Here is a 19,461-nt window from a genome sequence, read left to right on the forward strand (position 1 = left end):
GCAGAACCCCGTAAAAAAAGTGAGATAGCTCACACTCACTATCCCATAACCAATGAAATAATTTTCAAATAATATTTTTATTTATCAAATAATTAAAGAAAAAAAACACGCATCACGCTGGCTATAGTCAAATATCCTTGCTGATTGACCTGTTTTTTATTTATCGATAATTTGACTAGTAGCTTAGCAAAATAAAAAACCGAGATAGCAAAGCTAAAGACACCATCACCCGATGAGCACCCATAAATTTACCTACACCCTTGAGACAAAATCGTTCCTTTTGCGCTCGTTCTTGAGGTGCCCATAAACTGAGTAGGAAGCAAACTATGCTCTATCAAAAAACAGCGGAAAAAGAGAATTGTGGTTTTGGGTTAATAGCCCATATTGAGGGGAAAGCCAGCCATAAAATTGTCAGAAATGCGATCCATGGCCTTGCCCGTATGCAACATCGTGGCGCGATCCTTTCTGATGGAAAAACCGGCGATGGTTGTGGGTTATTATTACAAAAACCAACGCGTTTTTTTCAGTTAATTGCCGAGGAAAATGGCTGGCATTTAGCGAACAATTACGCAGTAGGCATGCTGTTTCTAAGCCAAGATAATGCTATCGCTGCACAGTGCCGTCAAATTGTTGAAGAAGAATTGCAACGAGAAACACTCTCTATCGTTGGCTGGCGTAAAGTACCAACTAACACAGATATTTTAGGCAGTATCGCCCTCTCTTCTTTACCGTCAATAGAACAAATTTTTGTCAATGCACCTGCCGGATGGCGTATTAATGATATTGAGCGCCGCTTATTTGTCGCTCGTCGCCGAATTGAAAAACGTATTACCGATAATGATTTTTATATTTGTAGCCTCTCTAATTTAGTGACTGTCTATAAAGGGCTGTGCATGGCAATTGATTTGCCTCGCTTTTTTACTGACTTAGCGGATTTACGGATGGAATCGTCCATCTGTCTTTTTCATCAACGTTTTTCCACCAATACCACCCCAAAATGGCCGCTTGCGCAACCTTTTCGCTATCTTGCCCATAATGGTGAAATCAATACCATTACCGGAAATCGTCAATGGGCAAGAGCAAGAGCCTATAAATTTCATACGCCGCTGATCCCCGATTTACAAACTGCGGCGCCTTTTGTAAATGAGAGTGGCTCAGACTCAAGCTCACTGGATAATATGCTCGAACTCTTTCTTAATGGGGGGATGGATATTGTCCGCGCTATGCGCCTATTAGTGCCGCCCGCATGGCAAAATAATCCACAAATGGATGATGATCTACGTGCTTTTTTTGATTTTAACTCTATGCATATGGAGCCTTGGGATGGACCTGCGGGGATCGTGTTATCTGACGGTCGCTATGCAGCCTGTACACTAGATAGAAATGGGCTACGTCCAGCTCGCTATGTTATCACGACCGATAATATTATTACCTGTGCTTCTGAAATTGGCATTTGGGATTATCAACCTGATGAAGTTCTAGAAAAAGGGCGTGTCGGCCCTGGCGAACTAATGGTAATAGATACTTATCAAGGTCGCATTTTACATTCTGCTGAAACTGACGAAGATTTAAAAAGGCGACACCCGTATAAACTTTGGTTAGAACGTAACGTTAAACGTCTGATCCCTTTTGAGCAATTGCCTGAGCCACAAGCGACAGGTGAGCGCGCTTTTGATGATAGCTTACTGGCGACATACCAAAAACAGTTCGCTTATAGCCAAGAAGAGCTGGAAACGATTTTGCATGTACTGGCTGAAAATGGGCAGGAAGCCACCGGCTCGATGGGAGATGACACGCCTTTTGCCGTACTTTCTCAGCGCCCACGCTTAATTTATGACTATTTTAGACAAAAATTTGCGCAAGTGACCAATCCGCCGATTGATCCATTAAGAGAAGCGCATGTGATGTCTTTAGCAACCTGTATTGGTCGCGAAATGAATGTCTTTAGTGAAGCGGAAGGACAAGCCCATCGCCTCAGTTTTAAATCACCCATTTTGCTTTATAGTGATTTTCAACAATTACTCAATCAAGAAAGCCCTTATTATTCATCCATCACGCTAGATATCACCTATCAACCGACTGAAAATAATTTAGAAACCGCACTACACATCTTATGTGAAACGGCGCAACAAGCGGTTAATCGTGGTGCAGTATTACTGGTTTTATCCGACAGAAATATCACTCAAGCGCGATTACCTATTCCTGCGCCTATGGCAGTAGGCGCGGTACAAAAAGCCTTGGTAGATAATAATTTACGCTGTGATGCCAATATTATTGTTGAAACCGCAAGCGCCCGTGATCCCCACCACTTTGCTGTACTATTAGGTTTTGGCGCAACCGCTATTTACCCTTACCTGGCTTATGAATCCTTAGCGCAACGAGTCGATAAAAAAATATTGTCGGGTACTTATGCGCAAGTCATGCTCAATTATCGCAATGGGATCAACAAAGGTCTGTATAAGATAATGTCCAAAATGGGGATCTCCACCGTTGCCTCTTACCGTTGCTCACAGCTATTTGAAGCCGTAGGGTTGCATGATAATGTCGTTAAACGTTGCTTCGATGGGGTTGATAATCGTATTAACGGTGCAGATTTTAGCGATTTTGAACAAGACTTATTTAATCTATCCAAACGTGCTTGGCTAACTCGCTATCCTCTAGACGCTGGTGGGTTATTAAAATATACCCATCAAGGTGAATATCACGCCTATAATCCTGATGTGGTTCAAGCGTTGCAAAAAGCGGTAAATAGTGGTGACTACGCTGATTACCAACATTATTCCCAATTAGTGCAACAACGCCCTATTACCACCTTACGTGATCTATTAGCTCTCAATGACACAACCCCTATTGCAATTGAAGATGTCGAAGCAGAAAGTGAACTGTTTAAACGCTTTGATACTGCGGCGATGTCAATTGGTGCATTAAGTAAAGAAGCCCATGAAGCCCTTGCGCAAGCAATGAATACCTTAGGCGGATTTTCAAACTCTGGAGAAGGTGGTGAAGATCCGGCACGCTACAACACCAACAAAGTTTCACGTATCAAACAGATAGCTTCAGGTCGTTTCGGTGTCACGCCATCTTATCTAATGAGTGCCGATGTATTACAAATCAAAGTGGCACAAGGGGCAAAACCCGGTGAAGGTGGCCAGTTACCCGGTGATAAAGTCACGCCTTATATTGCGCAACTGCGTTATGCCGTACCGGGAGTCACACTGATTTCCCCGCCTCCCCATCATGATATCTACTCTATTGAAGATTTAGCACAACTGATTTTCGATTTAAAACAGATTAATCCCCGTGCGCTTATTTCTGTCAAACTGGTCTCTGAGCCGGGCGTTGGTACAATCGCCACCGGAGTCGCTAAAGCTTATGCAGACTTAATTACTATTGCAGGTTATGACGGCGGTACTGGTGCCAGCCCATTAACGTCAGTTAAATATGCAGGTAGCCCTTGGGAATTAGGGCTAGTAGAAGCGCAACAAGCATTAGTTGCCAACAATCTGCGTCATAAAGTGCGCTTACAAGTTGATGGTGGATTAAAAACGGGGGTTGATATTATCAAAGCGGCCATTTTAGGGGCTGAAAGTTTTGGTTTCGGTACCGGGCCAATGGTGGCGTTAGGCTGTAAATATCTGCGAATTTGCCATTTAAATAATTGCGCTATGGGGGTTGCGACCCAAGATGAAACCCTACGCCGCCAACATTTTCATGGTTTACCTGAGCGCGTTATCAACTATTTCCGTTTTATTGCCCAAGAAACCCGTGAACTTATGGCACAACTTGGCGTAAGGAAAATAACCGATTTAATCGGCAGAACGGATTTGCTTTCTTGCTTAGAGGGGATAACCAGTAAGCAGCAAAAATTATCACTCACGGGATTATTAGAAACCGCGTCCTCTCCTACAGGTAAAGCGCTCTATTGTCAGGAGCACAATGATACTTATGATAAAGGAGAATTAAATCAACGTATTGTTGCGCAAACCATCACAGGCGTCGAACAAAAGATAAGCCAAACCCACTATTTTTCCATTCGTAACACAGACCGTTCAGTGGGAGCCACGTTATCCGGGCTCATTGCCAAAACCTATGGTGAAAGTGGTTTATCTGCTACACCAATAAAACTTCACTTTACGGGTACTGCTGGTCAAAGTTTTGGCGTTTGGAATGCGCAAGGGGTGGAATTAACCTTAGTGGGTGATGCCAATGATTATGTCGGGAAAGGCATGGCGGGTGGACGCATTGTTATTTCACCGCCAGTCGGTTCTGCCTTTAAAGCCCATCAGACCACGATTATGGGAAATACCTGTTTATATGGCGCAACAGGTGGAAAACTCTATGCATCTGGATTAGCGGGTGAACGTTTTGCAGTCAGAAACTCTGGCGCCATTGCGGTTATTGAAGGGGTTGGGGATAATGGCTGCGAATATATGACCGGCGGTATTGTCTGTATTCTTGGTAAAACAGGGATTAACTTTGGTGCAGGGATGACGGGGGGCTTTGCCTATCTGTTAGATGAAGATACCACACTATCACAACGGATCAATAACGCCTCTATTGAGCTTCTTCCCGTGGCTAATTATGCGATTTTGGCAGAGCATCTTCGCGGTATGATCGCAGAGCATGTACGGCTAACTGGCTCCCAACAAGGAGAAAGACTACTTTCTCAATGGGAATATTGGTCACAACACTTTAAATTAGTCAAACCTAAATCGAGTGATGTTCATGCCTTATTAGGTCATCCTCGCCGTTCAGTCGCTGAATTACGCGTTCAGGCACAATAGGAGAAAAATGATGGGTCAGAATGTGTATCAATTTATCGACTTAAATCGCGTTGAACCGACTAAAAAACCGTTAGCTGTGCGTAAAATTGAGTTTGTCGAGATTTATGAGGCATTTTCTGCTGAGCAAGCCTCTGCACAAGCCGATCGCTGTTTAGACTGTGGTAATCCTTATTGTGAATGGAAATGCCCGGTGCATAACTATATCCCTAATTGGCTAAAATTAGCCAATGAAGGACGAATAATAGAAGCAGCAGAGCTTTCTCATCAAACCAATAGCTTACCGGAAATCTGTGGTCGTGTTTGTCCACAAGACCGATTATGCGAAGGCGCTTGTACGTTAAATGATGAATTTGGTGCGGTCACTATTGGTAATATAGAACGCTATATCAATGATACCGCCTTTGCGCTGGGCTGGCGCCCTTCCCTGTCTCAAGTCACCATGACAGATAAAAAAGTCGCCATTATTGGTGCAGGCCCTGCGGGATTGGCTTGTGCTGATGTGCTGATCCGCCAAGGAGTAAAACCCGTAGTCTATGATAAACACCCTGAAATCGGTGGATTACTCACTTTCGGTATTCCCTCTTTTAAACTTGAAAAATCGCTTATGGTAAGACGACGCGAGTTATTTAGCGAAATGGGAATAACCTTTTGTCTTAATACAGAAATAGGCAAAGATATCTCACTAAAAACACTGACGGAGCAATATGATGCTGTTTTCCTTGGCTTGGGTACTTATCAAAGTTTGAGTGGTCATTTTGCCCATGAGAACGCAATGGGGGTTTATAATGCCTTACCTTATTTAATTGGTAATACTCGCCATTTAATGGGTTATGCAGAAGATCCCCAATCACCTTATATCGACCTCAATAAAAAGCACGTGGTGGTGCTAGGGGGTGGGGATACGGCGATGGATTGTGTACGAACCGCGATCCGCCAAGGTGCCACTAAAGTAACTTGTGTTTATCGTCGCGATGAAAATAATATGCCCGGCTCTAAACGTGAAGTAAAAAATGCCAAAGAAGAAGGTGGCGAATTTTTATTTAATCGCCAACCCCTTGATATTGAAGTAGATGCTAATAATAACGTCATCGGTGTTCGTGTAATAAAAACACAAACCAACGGGGAATTAAAATATATAGAAGGCAGCGAACATATATTATCCGCAGATGCGGTTATTCTTGCATTTGGTTTTAAACCTGCACACTATCCGTGGTTAGATGAAAATAATATTCAATACGCATCATCGGGTAGAATTATTATTAATGATGATCCACTATTACCTTTGCAAACGACCAATCCTAAGGTGTTTGCTGGAGGTGATATTGTAAGAGGCTCCGATCTGGTGGTCACCGCGATAGCACAAGGAAGAGAAGCAGCGGAAGGGATCTTGCGTTATTTATCTTGTTAAAGTTAGCAATATTCAATATTACTTATCTTTAATACTAAAATAGTAACAATACAATTTTATTTATAAATTACCCTGTTTTATTAAAATGGGGTAATTTATTTTTAACTATTATAAATATTAATTATCCCCTCCTAAAAACAACTATTTTAATAATTATTCTCATTATTGTTTAATAATAATTTCCTCCAACACCTTTCTACAAAAAATAGCTGTTTTATTTTGTATAAAAATAACATCTATGCTCTATAGTTAATTTAATTTATTTTCCTAATTTTTACTTTATCTGTTTTTATTTAACTTTTACGCTAATTTTTGTCCATCATTATTTGACTGCAATTGTTAATAACATCACAGTCTAAAAAAATAGATTTTATTTCAGTGCGCAAACTTGATAACAATCAAATATTGTCAGCCTAGCAACTTCATAATGGAATTACCTGATAACTTTACCGAAAAATATAACTTATTGATATTGGGTTATTTTATTCATTAAGCACATTGTCATAATTAACTAGGGGATCACCATGGTGATGCAACTTATAGCCGTAGCCGTTATTATCGTAACGGTCTATTTGCTAATAAAAAAATATGAAACCCGTATGGTATTGATCGGTGCCGGCTTATTGTTATGTATTTTAAGTCTGACACCGCTTGATGCTTTCACTGCATTTAGTGATCGCATGGTTTCATCATCATTAATTCAAGCTATCTGTTCAAGTATGGGTTTTGCCTACGTGATGAAATACACCAAGTGCGATATGCACTTAGTCCATGTTTTATCAAAAGTCCTGACTCGTCTTGGTTTCTTTCTTATTCCAGCAACAGTGATCGTCACTTATTTTATTAATATTGCGATCCCATCAGCAGCCGGATGTGCAGCGGCCGTTGGTGCAACACTTATTCCGTTATTAATCGCGGCACGTATTCACCCCGCAATCGCAGGTGGTGCGGTGTTATGTGGTACTATCGGTTCCATGTTAAGCCCTGGTATGTCACATAACGCTTTTGTGGCGAATATGGCCAATATGGAAGTCGTCGATTTAATTGCTCGCCATAGCCCATATAGTTTAATGGCAGGAGCAATAGCAGCAGTTTCACTCGCTGTTGTCGCTTTAGTGAAAAAAGAGTTTAAAGTTTCTTCTGTAGCCACAGATGTCGCCAACTCATCTTCTCAAGCAACACCAGAAGCAGTACGCCCTAATTATTTATATGCAACTGCGCCTTTTATCCCATTAATTCTATTAATACTGCCTTTCTTCGAAACATTTAGTACTTTTAAACTATCTGTGCCAGCAGCAATGTTAATTGGTGCCATTTATGCACTGATCATCACATTAACCAATCCGGCTCAAATTACTAAAGAGTTCTTTAAAGGGATGGGTAATGCTTATGGGGATGTACTGGGGATCATTATCGCAGCAGCCGTATTTGCAGCCGGTCTAAAAGCATCAGGTCTGATTGATGCCTTTATCAACTTCTTAACTCACTCACCTGAATTTGCCCGTTGGGGTGGTACATTAGGGCCATTCTTAATGGGGATTATTACTGGCTCTGGTGATGCTGCAGCATTTGCTTTCAACGAAACCGTCACACCACACGCTGCACAATTTGGTTATGAAATTCCTGACATGGGTATGGCAGCAGCATTATCAGGCGCATTAGGTCGTACAATGTCACCATTAGCAGGGGCAGCCATTGTTTGTGCTGGTCTTGCCAATATCAACCCTATGGAAATCGCAAAACGTACTGCACCGGGTATGATTATCGGCGTCATCGCTGTTGCGTTATTCATGTTATAAGTGGAGAAATGATTATGTCAGTTTCACTAGAACAATTAATTAAATGGCGTCGCGAATTTCACCAATACCCTGAAATTGGCTGGTCTGAATTTTTAACCACTGCCAAAATCGTCAAAGTGCTACGTGGCTTAGGATTAGAAGTTAAAGTCGGCCCTGAAGTTATTAACCAAGACTTTGCTTTTGGACGCCGTCGTCAAGTGGTTGAAAAAGGATTGGCGGTAGCAAGAAAACACCATGTTGACGAAGCACTACTTGATGAAATGCAAGAGCTTACGGGTTGTGTCGCTATTTTCGATAGTGGCAAACCAGGGCCTACTGTTGCACTACGTTTTGATATTGACTGTGTTGGGGTAACAGAAACAACAGAGACTCAACATCGTCCACAGGTAGAAAATTTCGCCTCTTGTCATCCAGGCGAAATGCATGCTTGTGGTCATGATGGTCATATTACTATTGGTTTAGGGGTTGCTCACTGGTTAGTCGACAATAAAGATAAAGTGAGCGGTAAAGTAAAAATTTTATTCCAACCCGCTGAAGAAGGCGTTCGTGGTGCAAGAGCAATGGCAGAAAGTGGCATTGCTGATGATGCAAATTACTTCTTAGGCTCACACTTAGGCTTTATCGCCAATAGTGGTGAAATCGTTCTTAATCCAACACATTTTTTATGTACCACTAAATATGATTTCCGTTTTAAAGGTACGCCTTCTCATGCGGGGGCAGAGCCAGAGCTAGGTCGTAACGCATTAGCAGGTGCTTGCCATGCTGCAACACAAATGCTGGGGATCTCTCGCCATGGTAAGGGGATGTCTCGTATTAATATTGGGGTATTAAAAGCTGGTGAAGGTCGTAACGTCACTCCTGCCAATGCCGAAATGCAAATCGAAGTGCGTGGTGAGAATGAAGAGATCAATAGCTTTATGGCTGCCAATGCTGTACGTATGGCAGAAGGTGCCGCACATAGCTTCCAATTAGAAATGGAAAGCGAAGTGATGGGGGAAGCGGTTGATTTAACCAATGACCAAGAACTGATTGATGTGATGGCCAAAGTGGTGGGTAAACACCCAGAACTCACTGCGATCCCAACCCGTCCATTCGGCGGAAGTGAAGATGCAACGGTGTTAGCAAAACGAGTACAACGCTGTGGTGGTAAATCTCTTTACTTTATTGTTGGTGCCGATAGAACAGCCGGACATCACCAAGCAGGCTTTGATTTTGATGAACAACAACTGATGACTGCGGTAAATCTTTACACGGGTTGTTTAGAAGAATTACTGAAATAATCTCTTTTATTTAATTGACTCATTAAAACGCTCTATATCACTATAGGGCGTTTTTTTATGCTGTTTTATCGTACAAAAAAATTTAAATTAACCTATTGACCCTTACGTTACGTGAGGTTTTAACCTGCATGACATACAGGAGGTGAAGATATGCTATTTCAAGTAGGAGAGATCGCTAAAAAGACGGGATTAACAGTCCGTACTCTCCATCATTATGAAGAGATAGGTTTATTGCAACCGACTGCAAGAACCGATGCAGGTTATCGACTCTATGATATGAAAAGCATAGAGCGATTAACGCAAATTCAAATGCTACGTCAAATTGGCGTCAAACTGAAAGACATCGGTCATATTCTTAATGGTCATAGTGCAGAGATAGCTTGTTTAATTGAAGAGCGCATTAGCCAATTAACCACGCAAATGCAACAAATTGCCAAATTGCGTTATCAGCTAGAGCATGTTCAACAACAAATACAAACAGGCACTCCATTTACGCAACATGACTGGTTTTCTTTATTGGAGATGATGTCTATGTACGATAAATATTTTACTTATTCTGAATTAGCGCAGTTACCCCTCTATACTGCGCACACACTAAAAAGCCAAGCATGGCAACAGCGTATTTCAACCGTCAATAATTTGATTAAACAAGGTAAATCTGCCGATTCAAATGAAGCGATGCAAGTTTCAAGAGAGTGGATGATAGCTTTAGAGCAAGATACAGGGGGAAATCCCGACTTTTTTGTCCGTTTAAATAAAATGCATATTTCTGATGATAAGTTTGCGACGGCTACCGGTATTACTAAACAGATGATAGATTTTGTTGCTAAAGGCTTTAGCGAATATCAATTATCTGTTTTTAAACCTCATCTGACTCCGGAACAATTTGCCGTAGTACATCAGCACTATTTTGATGCTGGCAGTGTCTGGCCTGAGCTTATTTCTGGATTATATAATGCACTCACTTGCGGAGAAAAAGCAGATTCAGAGCAGGTGCAAAACCTCGCTAAGATGTGGCTAAATATGTTCAATCAGTTTACACAGGGTGATAGTGATATTCAGGCCAAGATCCGTACCATTTATCAAACTGATCATGAAATCGCTAAAGGTACATGGATGACACCTGAGATTGGTCAATATTTATTTACGGCTATTAGTTTGCTAGTGCAAAAATAGCGTTAATTGAAAAATCAAATAGATATAAAAAAGCCCAGCATTTAACTGGGCTTTATGCAATGAAAATAAAAACGTTATTTATTTCACTACACGCAATGATGGGCGACCTGTTGGGCGAGGAGGCTCAGGATCATCATCTGGAGAAGATGGGTTTTCAGCCTGTGTCTCATCTTTCACTAAAGACAGTCCTTCAGTGGCCGAAGCTGAACTGCCGTCTTGCTGCTCATCATCCACCAATGATGGTGTATAACCTTCCTCATAGGCTGGCTCTGGCTCAAACATCATACCCGCACCATTTTCTCGCGCATATATTGCTATTACAGCCGCCATAGGTACGCGCACTTTACGAGGTACACCACCAAAGCTTGCACTAAATAGTACCTGATGCGGCATCAATTCAAGATGACTTACCGCAAAAGGAGAAATATTTAGTACGATTTGACCATCGTGCGCATATTCCATAGGGACTTGAACACCCACGACATTAACATCTACCACTAAGTGGGGGGTTAACTCGTTTTCAAGGATCCAATCATAATGCGCACGCAATAAATGCGGACGGCGCGGAGACATATCCTTAATCTCCATGCTCTATTATCCTCTTGAAGGTAAACGCATTTCGCGCTCTGCTTCGGTTAATGACGCAAGGAAAGAATCCCGCTCAAAAACACGTTGCATATAAATTTGTACATCTTTCGCACCTGCACCGCTTAAATCCACGCCTAATACAGGTAAACGCCATAAGAGAGGAGCTAGGTAGCAATCCACTAAGCTAAACTCTTCACTCATAAAATAAGGGTATTCTTTAAATACCGGAGATACCGCCAATAGCTCTTCGGCGAGTTGTTTACGTGCTGCATTAGCTTGTTGATCGTTACCCTTTTCAATAACATTCATTAAAGAGTACCAATCTTGTTCAATGCGATGCATCATTAAACGGCTACTACCACGAGCAACAGGATACACTGGCATCAAAGGAGGATGAGGGAAGCGTTCATCAAGATATTCCATAATAATACGTGAATCATATAAAGTCAGTTCACGATCGACCAAAGTCGGCACACTCTGGTACGGGTTAAGATCGATAAGATCTTGTGGAAGATTACCAGCTTCAACCTGTTCAATTTCAACACTGACACCTTTCTCCGCAAGGACAATTCTGACCTGATGGCTGAAAATATCAGTCGGACCGGAAAACAAAGTCATTACCGAACGTTTGTTGGCAGCGACAGCCATGAAAACCTCCAAGTTAATCAATTAAAGGAACAAACATGCTTATGCATCTTCCATTCCCCCATTCCTACAAGACAAACGCACTCATGCCGTTAACTTAAAAAGTTATAAATAACTTAACTTCATTGAGTACGACATTGAGTACCACCTGCATAATAGTCTTATCCTAAGATAATTGTATTTTACAGGTTCAAAAAACCGTTTGTCTTTGCGGCACATATCATAATCAAGCAATACCAAAACAATCACAATATCAATTTGTCATAATAGTTTTGGTATGACTGTCAAATTCTTTATGGACATTAACCACAGTAAAATGACCATAGGCAGCATGCAGCATTAAGAAATCGTCGAAAGAAAGACACTAAAGCAGGCTATTCTATCAGATTTCATGTCACTTAGGGTGAACAATGCGAATAATTCAATTCATTCTGCTAATATACACAAAAACTAAGTTTATAATATCATAAAAAAAAGATATTAAGGATTAAACTCTAAAAAAACGTATTTTTGATCTGCTTTTAATCCATGCTTTTTTCGGCCACAACCCCACATTTTCAAAACAATTTTAAAAATAAAAAAACCCGCCTGTAAAGACGGGTTTTTCAACATCAAATTGATATCTAAAAGATAACAAATTAACGTTTTGAGAACTGTGGACGACGACGTGCTTTGCGCAGACCCACTTTTTTACGTTCAACAGAACGCGCATCACGGGTAACGAAACCAGCTTTACGCAGATCAGAACGTAGAGTCTCATCGTACTCCATCAGTGCACGAGTGATACCGTGACGAATCGCACCTGCTTGACCAGAGATACCACCACCTTTAACAGTGATATATAAATCCAGTTTACCAAGCATATCAACTAATTCCAGCGGTTGACGAACAACCATACGTGCTGTTTCGCGGCCGAAGTAAACTTCAAGGCTACGTTTGTTGATTACGATATTACCGCTACCTGGCTTAATGAAGACACGTGCGGAAGAACTTTTGCGGCGACCTGTGCCGTAGTATTGATTATCAGCCATTGCCTATTATCCCGATTAAATGTCCAGAACTTGCGGTTGTTGTGCCGCGTGGTTGTGCTCAGCGCCTGCGTAAACTTTCAGTTTACGGTACATAGCACGACCCAGAGGCCCTTTTGGCAGCATGCCTTTTACCGCGATTTCGATTACACGCTCAGGACTACGGGCGATCATCTCTTCGAAAGTCGCTTGCTTGATACCACCTACGTGACCAGTATGACGGTAGTAAACTTTGTCAGTACGTTTATGACCAGTTACCGCTACTTTCTCAGCGTTTAAAACGATGATGTAGTCACCAGTATCAACGTGCGGAGTGTATTCCGCTTTATGTTTACCGCGTAAACGGCGTGCGATTTCAGTTGCTAAACGACCTAAAGTTTTGCCGTCTGCATCAACAACATACCAGTCGCGTTTTACGGTTTCTGGTTTAGCTGTAAAAGTTTTCATTATTGAAAATTACCCAATGTTTAGTTACACGTTGGTGAACACTCGGTTCAAATGCTATTGAGGTTCACACGACTCTTGTGTCCAGCAAACCTACCCCTTCGAGTAGCACTGCTGACTCTAAAATGCGAGTTTTTTGGGAAATAAAAAACTTGCTGCAACGTGGGGTCGCAAGATTATAGAGAAGTCAGAAAAAAAAATCGAGTCATAATTGAAAAACAATTGGATTCTTTTTCAATATTTCAGCAAAAAATACCTTATGGCGCTATTTTTGTTAGCCTACTCGCCATCTCTGTCATCAACTATTACCACCTGAAGAGAAGCATTCTCCCTTGCCAAAGCGATTGTAATCACTTAATAAGTACCGTTTTGCCATTTTTATAACAATCAATAGCATCAAGCGTTACAATGAGCGCCATCCTACCATAATCAAAACAGAGTTTCTTTAACAATTAAGCGAGATGAGGCTGTGAAAGATACTCTTCACTTTGCATTTCTTGCAAACGCGATAAACAACGTTGGTATTCAAAACGTAAAAATTGCCCTTGATAAATCTCGCTCATCTCAACGTCAGCATTAATAATTAGTTTCACCTTACGCTCATAGAACTCATCAACCAATGCTAAGAAACGACGGGCAACATCTTCATTTCTACTCCCCATCTGCACCATTTCATAAAGCAATACTGTATGATAGTGCTTTGATAATTCAATATAATCAAGTTGACTCCGCGCTTGTACACATAACGTATCAAAATTAACCGCCAGTACACCATTAGCCACTTTTCTCATTACCATTGGACGATGATTAATGGTTAATGTCGGCGCGAACACAACTTCACTACTGCTGGCAAGCTGAGTAAAAATTTTATCCATCTGCTGGCGGTTATGCTCTGTTAATGGAGATAAAAATAGATGGGCTTGAGTTAATGTTCTTAAGCGATAATCAATCCCCGCATCAACATTCAAAATTTCACAATGGTTTTTTATTTGTTCTATAGCAGGTAAAAAACGTGCGCGTTGTAGTCCATTGCGATAGAGATCATCAGGGGGAATATTAGATGTCGCCACTAAAGTAATACCTCTGGCAAATAACGCTTCAAGTAATGTTCCTAAAATCATCGCATCAGTAATATCTGAAACAAAGAACTCATCAAAACAGAGTACATCGGTTTGCGCTTTAAAGCCGTCAGCAATGATATCCAGTGGATTTTCTTGCCCTTGTAAGCCTTTTAATTCATCTTGCACCCGTAACATAAAGCGGTGAAAGTGCAGACGCAGTTTTCGTTCTGTGGGTAAGCTTTGATAGAACATATCCATCAACCAGGTTTTACCTCGCCCAACCCCTCCCCACATATAAACACCACGCTCAGGGACAATTGTGCTTTTTTTCGCACGAAACTTTCCTAACAACCGCTGAGTAATAGAACTTTTTTCTGGTGATGTCCGGTTTAATAATGCATGGTATAACTGTTGCAGATGGAGAACGGTTTGTCGCTGAACCTCATCAGGTTGATAATCCCCCTGCTGTAACGCGGTTTCATAAAGTGATAATGGCGTGCTAACGGTCATGGATGCTCTCTTATCCTTAAAATTTTGACATAAGTAAATACCTTGCGAATGCCTCTATTATAAGCAGTAAGAATTGTTTTAACATCGATGTAACACAGGAATTTTCATATTAAGCTTAAGGATATTATTCCACCCATGCCTTTTAGCGGTTATGATGTTATAAGAATCCATCGTCCTCACTATTAGATGAAAAGGAGTTGCCATGGTTTGGGTTTATGCACTGATTGGATTAGTTGTTGGTCTTATTATCGGCGCACTGGCAATGCGTTATGGTAATAAAACCATGCGCCAACAAGATGCTATAAAAGCAGAATTAGATACTAAAAAAGAAGAACTTGATACATATCGCAACGAGCTTGTCAGCCACTTTGCTCGAAGTGCTGAACTACTGGACAATATGGCGAAAGACTACCGCCAACTTTATCAACACATGGCAAAAAGCTCCAATGAGTTAATGCCAGACATGCCTGTTCAAGATAACCCATTTAATTATCGGTTAAGTGAATCAGAGGCAGCCAATGATCAATCCCCGATCAAAATGCCGCCACGTGATTATTCCGAAGGGGCATCTGGATTATTTAGACCTACCGATAAAAAAGATGATTAACACACAAACGCCACAACTATTGTGGCGTTTATTTTATATTATTTTGTAAAAAGTTAATGATTCAATGGGACGGTTTAAAGATAGCTATTGTCTTGTAAATCCATGTAAAAGAAAGCCCTACTGATAGCTTACCAATGAACTTTCCTTTATTTCTATATGTCTTAGTAACATCGAGCTCATATTGAGCAATAAATATTTTTGATAACAATATCAAGATCAAGAGACTCATATTCATGTTGACTAAAAAAAGAAAATTACTACTTAGCGCATTAGCGATGAGTGTTGGTTTATCACTCTCTACTCTCCCGGCAACCAGTATGGCCGCCCTGCCTTCGGTAATGCCATCTGGAGAACAACTACCTAGCTTGGCTCCGATGCTAGAAAAAGTCTTGCCCGCTGTGGTCAGTGTGCATGTTTCTGGAACTCGAGTGCAAAGCCAGCAGGTTCCAAAAGAGTTTAAATTTTTCTTTGGTCCAAATTTTCCTTCACAACAACAAAGCATCCGCCCTTTTGAAGGCTTAGGTTCAGGGGTGATTATTGATGCTGAAAAAGGTTATGTATTAACCAATAATCACGTTGTTGATGGAGCCGATAAAATTCAACTCCAAATTAATGATGGCCGTGAATTTGACGCCAAATTAATTGGTAGCGATCCACAAACAGATATCGCCCTACTACAAATTGAGAAACCCAATAACTTAACCGCCATTAAAATGACTGACTCGGATAAATTACGTGTTGGTGACTTTGCGGTTGCTGTGGGTAATCCATTTGGTTTAGGCCAAACCGCGACTTCCGGTATTATTTCAGCCTTAGGTCGTAGTGGTTTAAATCTGGAAGGGTTAGAAAACTTTATTCAAACTGATGCATCAATTAACCGTGGTAACTCTGGTGGTGCTTTAGTTAATCTCAATGGTGAACTTATCGGTATTAATACCGCAATTTTAGCACCAGGTGGTGGCAATATTGGTATTGGTTTCGCGATCCCAAGTAATATGGCGCGTGATCTCAGCCAACAACTGATTACACATGGTGAAGTAAAACGCGGTATTTTAGGTATTCGCGGCACTGAAATGAATGCTGATTTAGCGAAATCCTTTAAAATTGATGCCCAACGCGGTGCTTTTGTCAGTGAAGTATTGGCGGACTCTTCCGCAGCTAAAGCCGGTATAAAACCAGGTGATGTCCTTATTTCTATTGATGGTAAACGCATTAATAGCTTTGCTGAATTAAGAGCAAAAGTTGGTACAACACCACCAGGTAAAGAGATCCTGATTGGTTTGATCCGCCAAGGAAAACCAATGGATGTCAAAGTTACACTAGAGAAACAATCAGCAGATGCAACGCGAGCGGATAACTTCTCTCCCGCACTTCAAGGGGCAACGCTCAGTAACTATGTTAACAAACAAGTTAAAGCGGTTGCTGTAGATTCTGTGGAGAAAGGCTCAGCGGCAGCAGCATCGGGGTTACAAAAAGGCGACCTTATTATTGGTATCAACAATATGCCAATTGGCTCCTTAGGTGACTTACGTAAAACCATCGATGCTAAACCACCGGTTCTTGCATTAAACATTAAACGTGGCAACGAAGAAATTTATCTTCTGTTACGTAACAGCTCGCGTTAAACCCCACTTACTTGTATCTAATTTATTTGTTCCTTTCAGCCCTATTACTTCGGTAATAGGGTTTTTTTCTTGCTTTCATATCACTAAAAAACGATTTTCTACGCTGACATATCCTTTCAAAAGCGAAACTGTGCTATTCTCATGACACTTACGACGCTATCCTCTTATTCAAACATAAATACAGGATTTTTATGTTAAGCAAGCTACTGCGATCTACCTTGATTGGTGTTTTAACAGCTGCCATTCTTTTGGTTGCGGTACCTTCTATCCGCCCTATCTTTATTGAACACCTGATTAATGGTGATTTTCTTAATGCCCCATTTAGCTATAACAAAGCCGTGCGCCGTGCGGCACCTGCGGTAGTTAATGTCTACAGCAGCACAATGGGAAGCTTTTCTCAAGAAGGGCGCGAGCTGACCTCGCTAGGTGCGGGGGTGATTATGGATCCGCGGGGCTATATTCTTACCAATCAGCACGTTATTAATAATGCAGATCAAATTATTGTGGCTTTGCAAAATGGTGATCTCTATGAAGGGTTATTGATTGGCTCAGATCCCTTAACCGATCTTGCAGTGTTAAAAGTTGATGCAGAAAAATTACCTACCATCCCCATCAATAGTAAGCGCATTTCTCATGTGGGGGACGTCGTTTTAGCCATTGGTAACCCATTTAATATTGGGCAAACGATCACACAAGGTATTATTAGTGCCACAGGACGTGTCGGCTTAAGCCCAACACGTTACCAAAACTTCCTTCAAACCGATGCGTCAATTAATGAAGGAAATTCAGGGGGGGCACTGATTAATACTGAAGGTGAGTTAGTGGGTATTAATACCATGACCTTTGATTCAGGCACCTACAATGGCTATCGCCCCAGTGCGGAAGGACTTGGCTTTGCTATTCCAACACAATTAGCCGTAAAAATTATGAATAAGCTTATCCGTGATGGGCGAGTTATTCGTGGTTTTATTGGTATTACCGCGAAAGAACTACCTAAAATTCGCTCTTCAAATACCGATATTAAACAGATCCAAGGATTACGTATCTTCCGCATTACGCCCAATAGTCCTGCTGATAAAGCGGGAATGAAAATTGGCGATATCATTTTAAGTATCGACCATGCTCCGGCCAAATCAGCTATGGAGATGATGGACTATATTGCAGAAACACGTCCTGGTACCGTTTTACCGGTAACCTTATTACGTGATGGTAATGAAATAAATGTTGATGTCACAATTTCAGAATATCAGCCAGAGTCATAGCCATAGCTAACTTTCGCGAGTTACCTTGTTATTCACGACATTATTGCTTATTTACCATGCGGCTATTTTCAATGGCATGCCAAATTTTTTCTGCTTTACGTCCAATAAAAATCAGTGAAATAGCCAAAATAAAAAAGAAAATTGCACTATGTAAGCTATTCCAGAAATATTCAAAAAAGCGGGTATAAAGATTGATACCAAGGAATGTTAGTCCAAAGCCTCTCAACATACCATCATCGGTTTTTAAACTGATATAAATACAAATGACAGCAACAACAGCAAATAATAAAGCCCAAGGTAATAACTGCACACTTGAAATGTAATACCACGTATCCGGATCATAATTACCAAAAATAGACATGATCCACAACGCAATAAAGAGATAAGACAATCCCATTATCTTTGTCATAAAAAATAAGCGACGGCGCATTAAAATATTTTGCAAAAAATAGCATCCCGCTAATAATGCAGAGCCAAATAACACAAAACGAATAGGATAATTCATGCCTAGCCAATAAGCGCCCCAACCGGACATATAACCCGTTTTAGCACCAAACCAATTGCCCAACATTAATAAGAAAAATAACCACACTAATGAAGAGCGACTGATAAAGCCAATCACAGCATAAATAATGCAACCCATTAAAAGAAGTGGCGCAATATTACCACTACCATCATCTAACAACTCACCGAGTTGCCAAAGAAAAACCGCCGTAAATAATATCCCTAAAAAGAGAATAAACTCAGTACTGTAATGCCATAGTATTTCTTTGCGTTGGCGTTTAAATCCCCAAAAATAAAACATACCAGCAATAAGCGCAGGAAATACCACACGCATAATCTCAGAGACACTAAATAATTCGATAAGATAATGAATTAACGCAGTATCACTAAAAAGGTTAACGGCAGCAATAATTAAGCAGGCAATAGCTATCCAAAAAGCATAGCGACTCAATCTTTTCCAATCAAAGGGAAGGCGTTGTAATGTACTTTCTAGTTGTTGATGCTGTTGTGCTGATAGCTCGCCAGATTGTTGCCAATGATCAAGTGCTTGACGAATAACACGCTCTTGTTTCCTTGTGACCTGCATGGCGTTTTTTCCTTTTTTATTGGTAAGCGGTTAATAAAGAATGACCTAACACAGGCTGACTTTCTTTACTGTATCCTGCTATCAAAGAATTACCATAGGTATTATTTTATTAATTTCATTTAGAATGATGGATATACCACGTTATAATAAAAAA

Annotated in this window: 14 protein-coding genes; 8 read left to right on the forward strand and 6 right to left on the reverse strand. The window is 40.9% G+C overall.

Annotated elements, in window-relative coordinates:
- Positions 1 to 326: 326 nt before the first annotated feature.
- The 5 genes from gltB to AACU95_RS02070 all read left to right on the forward strand — a co-directional run bounded on the left by gltB (position 327) and on the right by AACU95_RS02070 (position 10,447).
- Positions 327 to 4,784 (forward strand): glutamate synthase large subunit, encoded by a 4,458-nt coding sequence (gene gltB / locus AACU95_RS02050; RefSeq protein ID WP_071233654.1) that lies wholly within the window; start codon positions 327 to 329, stop codon positions 4,782 to 4,784.
- A gap of 10 nt (positions 4,785 to 4,794) precedes the next feature.
- A complete protein-coding gene (locus tag AACU95_RS02055) occupies positions 4,795 to 6,192 on the forward strand; it encodes an FAD-dependent oxidoreductase (protein WP_026090455.1) in 1,398 nt (465 codons plus the stop codon).
- A gap of 524 nt (positions 6,193 to 6,716) precedes the next feature.
- A complete protein-coding gene (gene dcuC, locus AACU95_RS02060; protein WP_004245277.1) occupies positions 6,717 to 7,991 on the forward strand; it encodes a C4-dicarboxylate transporter DcuC in 1,275 nt (424 codons plus the stop codon).
- A 14-nt stretch (positions 7,992 to 8,005) separates the two neighbouring features.
- On the forward strand, positions 8,006 to 9,271 hold the full coding sequence (locus AACU95_RS02065; RefSeq protein ID WP_004248927.1) for an amidohydrolase: 1,266 nt from the start codon (positions 8,006 to 8,008) through the stop codon (positions 9,269 to 9,271).
- 150 nt (positions 9,272 to 9,421) lie between these two features.
- The gene (locus tag AACU95_RS02070) at positions 9,422 to 10,447 is read left to right on the forward strand and encodes a MerR family transcriptional regulator (protein ID WP_004248926.1); all 1,026 of its coding nucleotides are present in this window, start codon (positions 9,422 to 9,424) and stop codon (positions 10,445 to 10,447) included.
- 78 nt (positions 10,448 to 10,525) lie between these two features.
- Here the strand turns inward: AACU95_RS02070 and sspB are convergent, their stop codons facing one another.
- The 5 genes from sspB to zapE all read right to left on the reverse strand — a co-directional run bounded on the left by sspB (position 10,526) and on the right by zapE (position 14,723).
- Entirely contained in the window at positions 10,526 to 11,035 is a 510-nt protein-coding gene (gene sspB, locus AACU95_RS02075; RefSeq protein ID WP_004245280.1) for a ClpXP protease specificity-enhancing factor, read from the reverse strand.
- Between the two features lie 6 nt (positions 11,036 to 11,041).
- The gene (sspA, locus tag AACU95_RS02080) at positions 11,042 to 11,683 is read right to left on the reverse strand and encodes a stringent starvation protein SspA (protein ID WP_004245282.1); all 642 of its coding nucleotides are present in this window, start codon (positions 11,681 to 11,683) and stop codon (positions 11,042 to 11,044) included.
- Between the two features lie 635 nt (positions 11,684 to 12,318).
- Positions 12,319 to 12,711, reverse strand: coding sequence for a 30S ribosomal protein S9 (rpsI, locus tag AACU95_RS02085; protein WP_004245284.1), 393 nt, complete (start codon positions 12,709 to 12,711; stop codon positions 12,319 to 12,321).
- Between the two features lie 15 nt (positions 12,712 to 12,726).
- Positions 12,727 to 13,155: a 50S ribosomal protein L13 gene (rplM, locus tag AACU95_RS02090; protein ID WP_004245285.1), complete on the reverse strand. Its 429-nt coding sequence runs from the start codon at positions 13,153 to 13,155 to the stop codon at positions 12,727 to 12,729.
- A 449-nt stretch (positions 13,156 to 13,604) separates the two neighbouring features.
- Positions 13,605 to 14,723 carry a cell division protein ZapE gene (gene zapE, locus AACU95_RS02095; RefSeq protein WP_004245286.1) on the reverse strand — a complete coding sequence of 373 codons (1,119 nt, stop codon included), beginning with the start codon at positions 14,721 to 14,723 and terminating at the stop codon, positions 13,605 to 13,607.
- 202 nt (positions 14,724 to 14,925) lie between these two features.
- On the opposite strand from zapE, the gene zapG reads away from it, so the two are divergent.
- From zapG to degS, 3 genes are all read left to right on the forward strand, one after another.
- A complete protein-coding gene (gene zapG, locus AACU95_RS02100) occupies positions 14,926 to 15,330 on the forward strand; it encodes a Z-ring associated protein ZapG (protein WP_004245287.1) in 405 nt (134 codons plus the stop codon).
- Between the two features lie 233 nt (positions 15,331 to 15,563).
- Complete coding sequence (gene degQ / locus AACU95_RS02105; RefSeq protein WP_071425941.1) at positions 15,564 to 16,955, forward strand: serine endoprotease DegQ; 1,392 nt, start codon at positions 15,564 to 15,566, stop codon at positions 16,953 to 16,955.
- Between the two features lie 191 nt (positions 16,956 to 17,146).
- Positions 17,147 to 18,217: an outer membrane-stress sensor serine endopeptidase DegS gene (gene degS / locus AACU95_RS02110; RefSeq protein ID WP_004245290.1), complete on the forward strand. Its 1,071-nt coding sequence runs from the start codon at positions 17,147 to 17,149 to the stop codon at positions 18,215 to 18,217.
- A gap of 40 nt (positions 18,218 to 18,257) precedes the next feature.
- On the opposite strand, the gene AACU95_RS02115 is transcribed toward degS, so the two are convergent.
- Positions 18,258 to 19,307 (reverse strand): hypothetical protein, encoded by a 1,050-nt coding sequence (locus AACU95_RS02115; RefSeq protein WP_004248923.1) that lies wholly within the window; start codon positions 19,305 to 19,307, stop codon positions 18,258 to 18,260.
- Between the last annotated feature and the right edge of the window lie 154 nt (positions 19,308 to 19,461).

This window comes from Proteus sp. G4415, assembly GCF_963896075.1.
Classification (GTDB): domain Bacteria; phylum Pseudomonadota; class Gammaproteobacteria; order Enterobacterales; family Enterobacteriaceae; genus Proteus; species Proteus mirabilis.

Bases quoted from the DNA above. Each gene is read 5' to 3' on its own strand.
- gltB (WP_071233654.1), top strand. From the start codon at position 327: ATGCTCTATCAAAAAACAGCGGAAAAAGAGAATTGTGGTTTTGGGTTA.
- AACU95_RS02055 (WP_026090455.1), top strand. From the start codon at position 4,795: ATGGGTCAGAATGTGTATCAATTTATCGACTTAAATCGCGTTGAACCG.
- dcuC (WP_004245277.1), top strand. From the start codon at position 6,717: ATGGTGATGCAACTTATAGCCGTAGCCGTTATTATCGTAACGGTCTAT.
- AACU95_RS02065 (WP_004248927.1), top strand. From the start codon at position 8,006: ATGTCAGTTTCACTAGAACAATTAATTAAATGGCGTCGCGAATTTCAC.
- AACU95_RS02070 (WP_004248926.1), top strand. From the start codon at position 9,422: ATGCTATTTCAAGTAGGAGAGATCGCTAAAAAGACGGGATTAACAGTC.
- sspB (WP_004245280.1), bottom strand. From the start codon at position 11,035: ATGGAGATTAAGGATATGTCTCCGCGCCGTCCGCATTTATTGCGTGCG.
- sspA (WP_004245282.1), bottom strand. From the start codon at position 11,683: ATGGCTGTCGCTGCCAACAAACGTTCGGTAATGACTTTGTTTTCCGGT.
- rpsI (WP_004245284.1), bottom strand. From the start codon at position 12,711: ATGGCTGATAATCAATACTACGGCACAGGTCGCCGCAAAAGTTCTTCC.
- rplM (WP_004245285.1), bottom strand. From the start codon at position 13,155: ATGAAAACTTTTACAGCTAAACCAGAAACCGTAAAACGCGACTGGTAT.
- zapE (WP_004245286.1), bottom strand. From the start codon at position 14,723: ATGACCGTTAGCACGCCATTATCACTTTATGAAACCGCGTTACAGCAG.
- zapG (WP_004245287.1), top strand. From the start codon at position 14,926: ATGGTTTGGGTTTATGCACTGATTGGATTAGTTGTTGGTCTTATTATC.
- degQ (WP_071425941.1), top strand. From the start codon at position 15,564: ATGTTGACTAAAAAAAGAAAATTACTACTTAGCGCATTAGCGATGAGT.
- degS (WP_004245290.1), top strand. From the start codon at position 17,147: ATGTTAAGCAAGCTACTGCGATCTACCTTGATTGGTGTTTTAACAGCT.
- AACU95_RS02115 (WP_004248923.1), bottom strand. From the start codon at position 19,307: ATGCAGGTCACAAGGAAACAAGAGCGTGTTATTCGTCAAGCACTTGAT.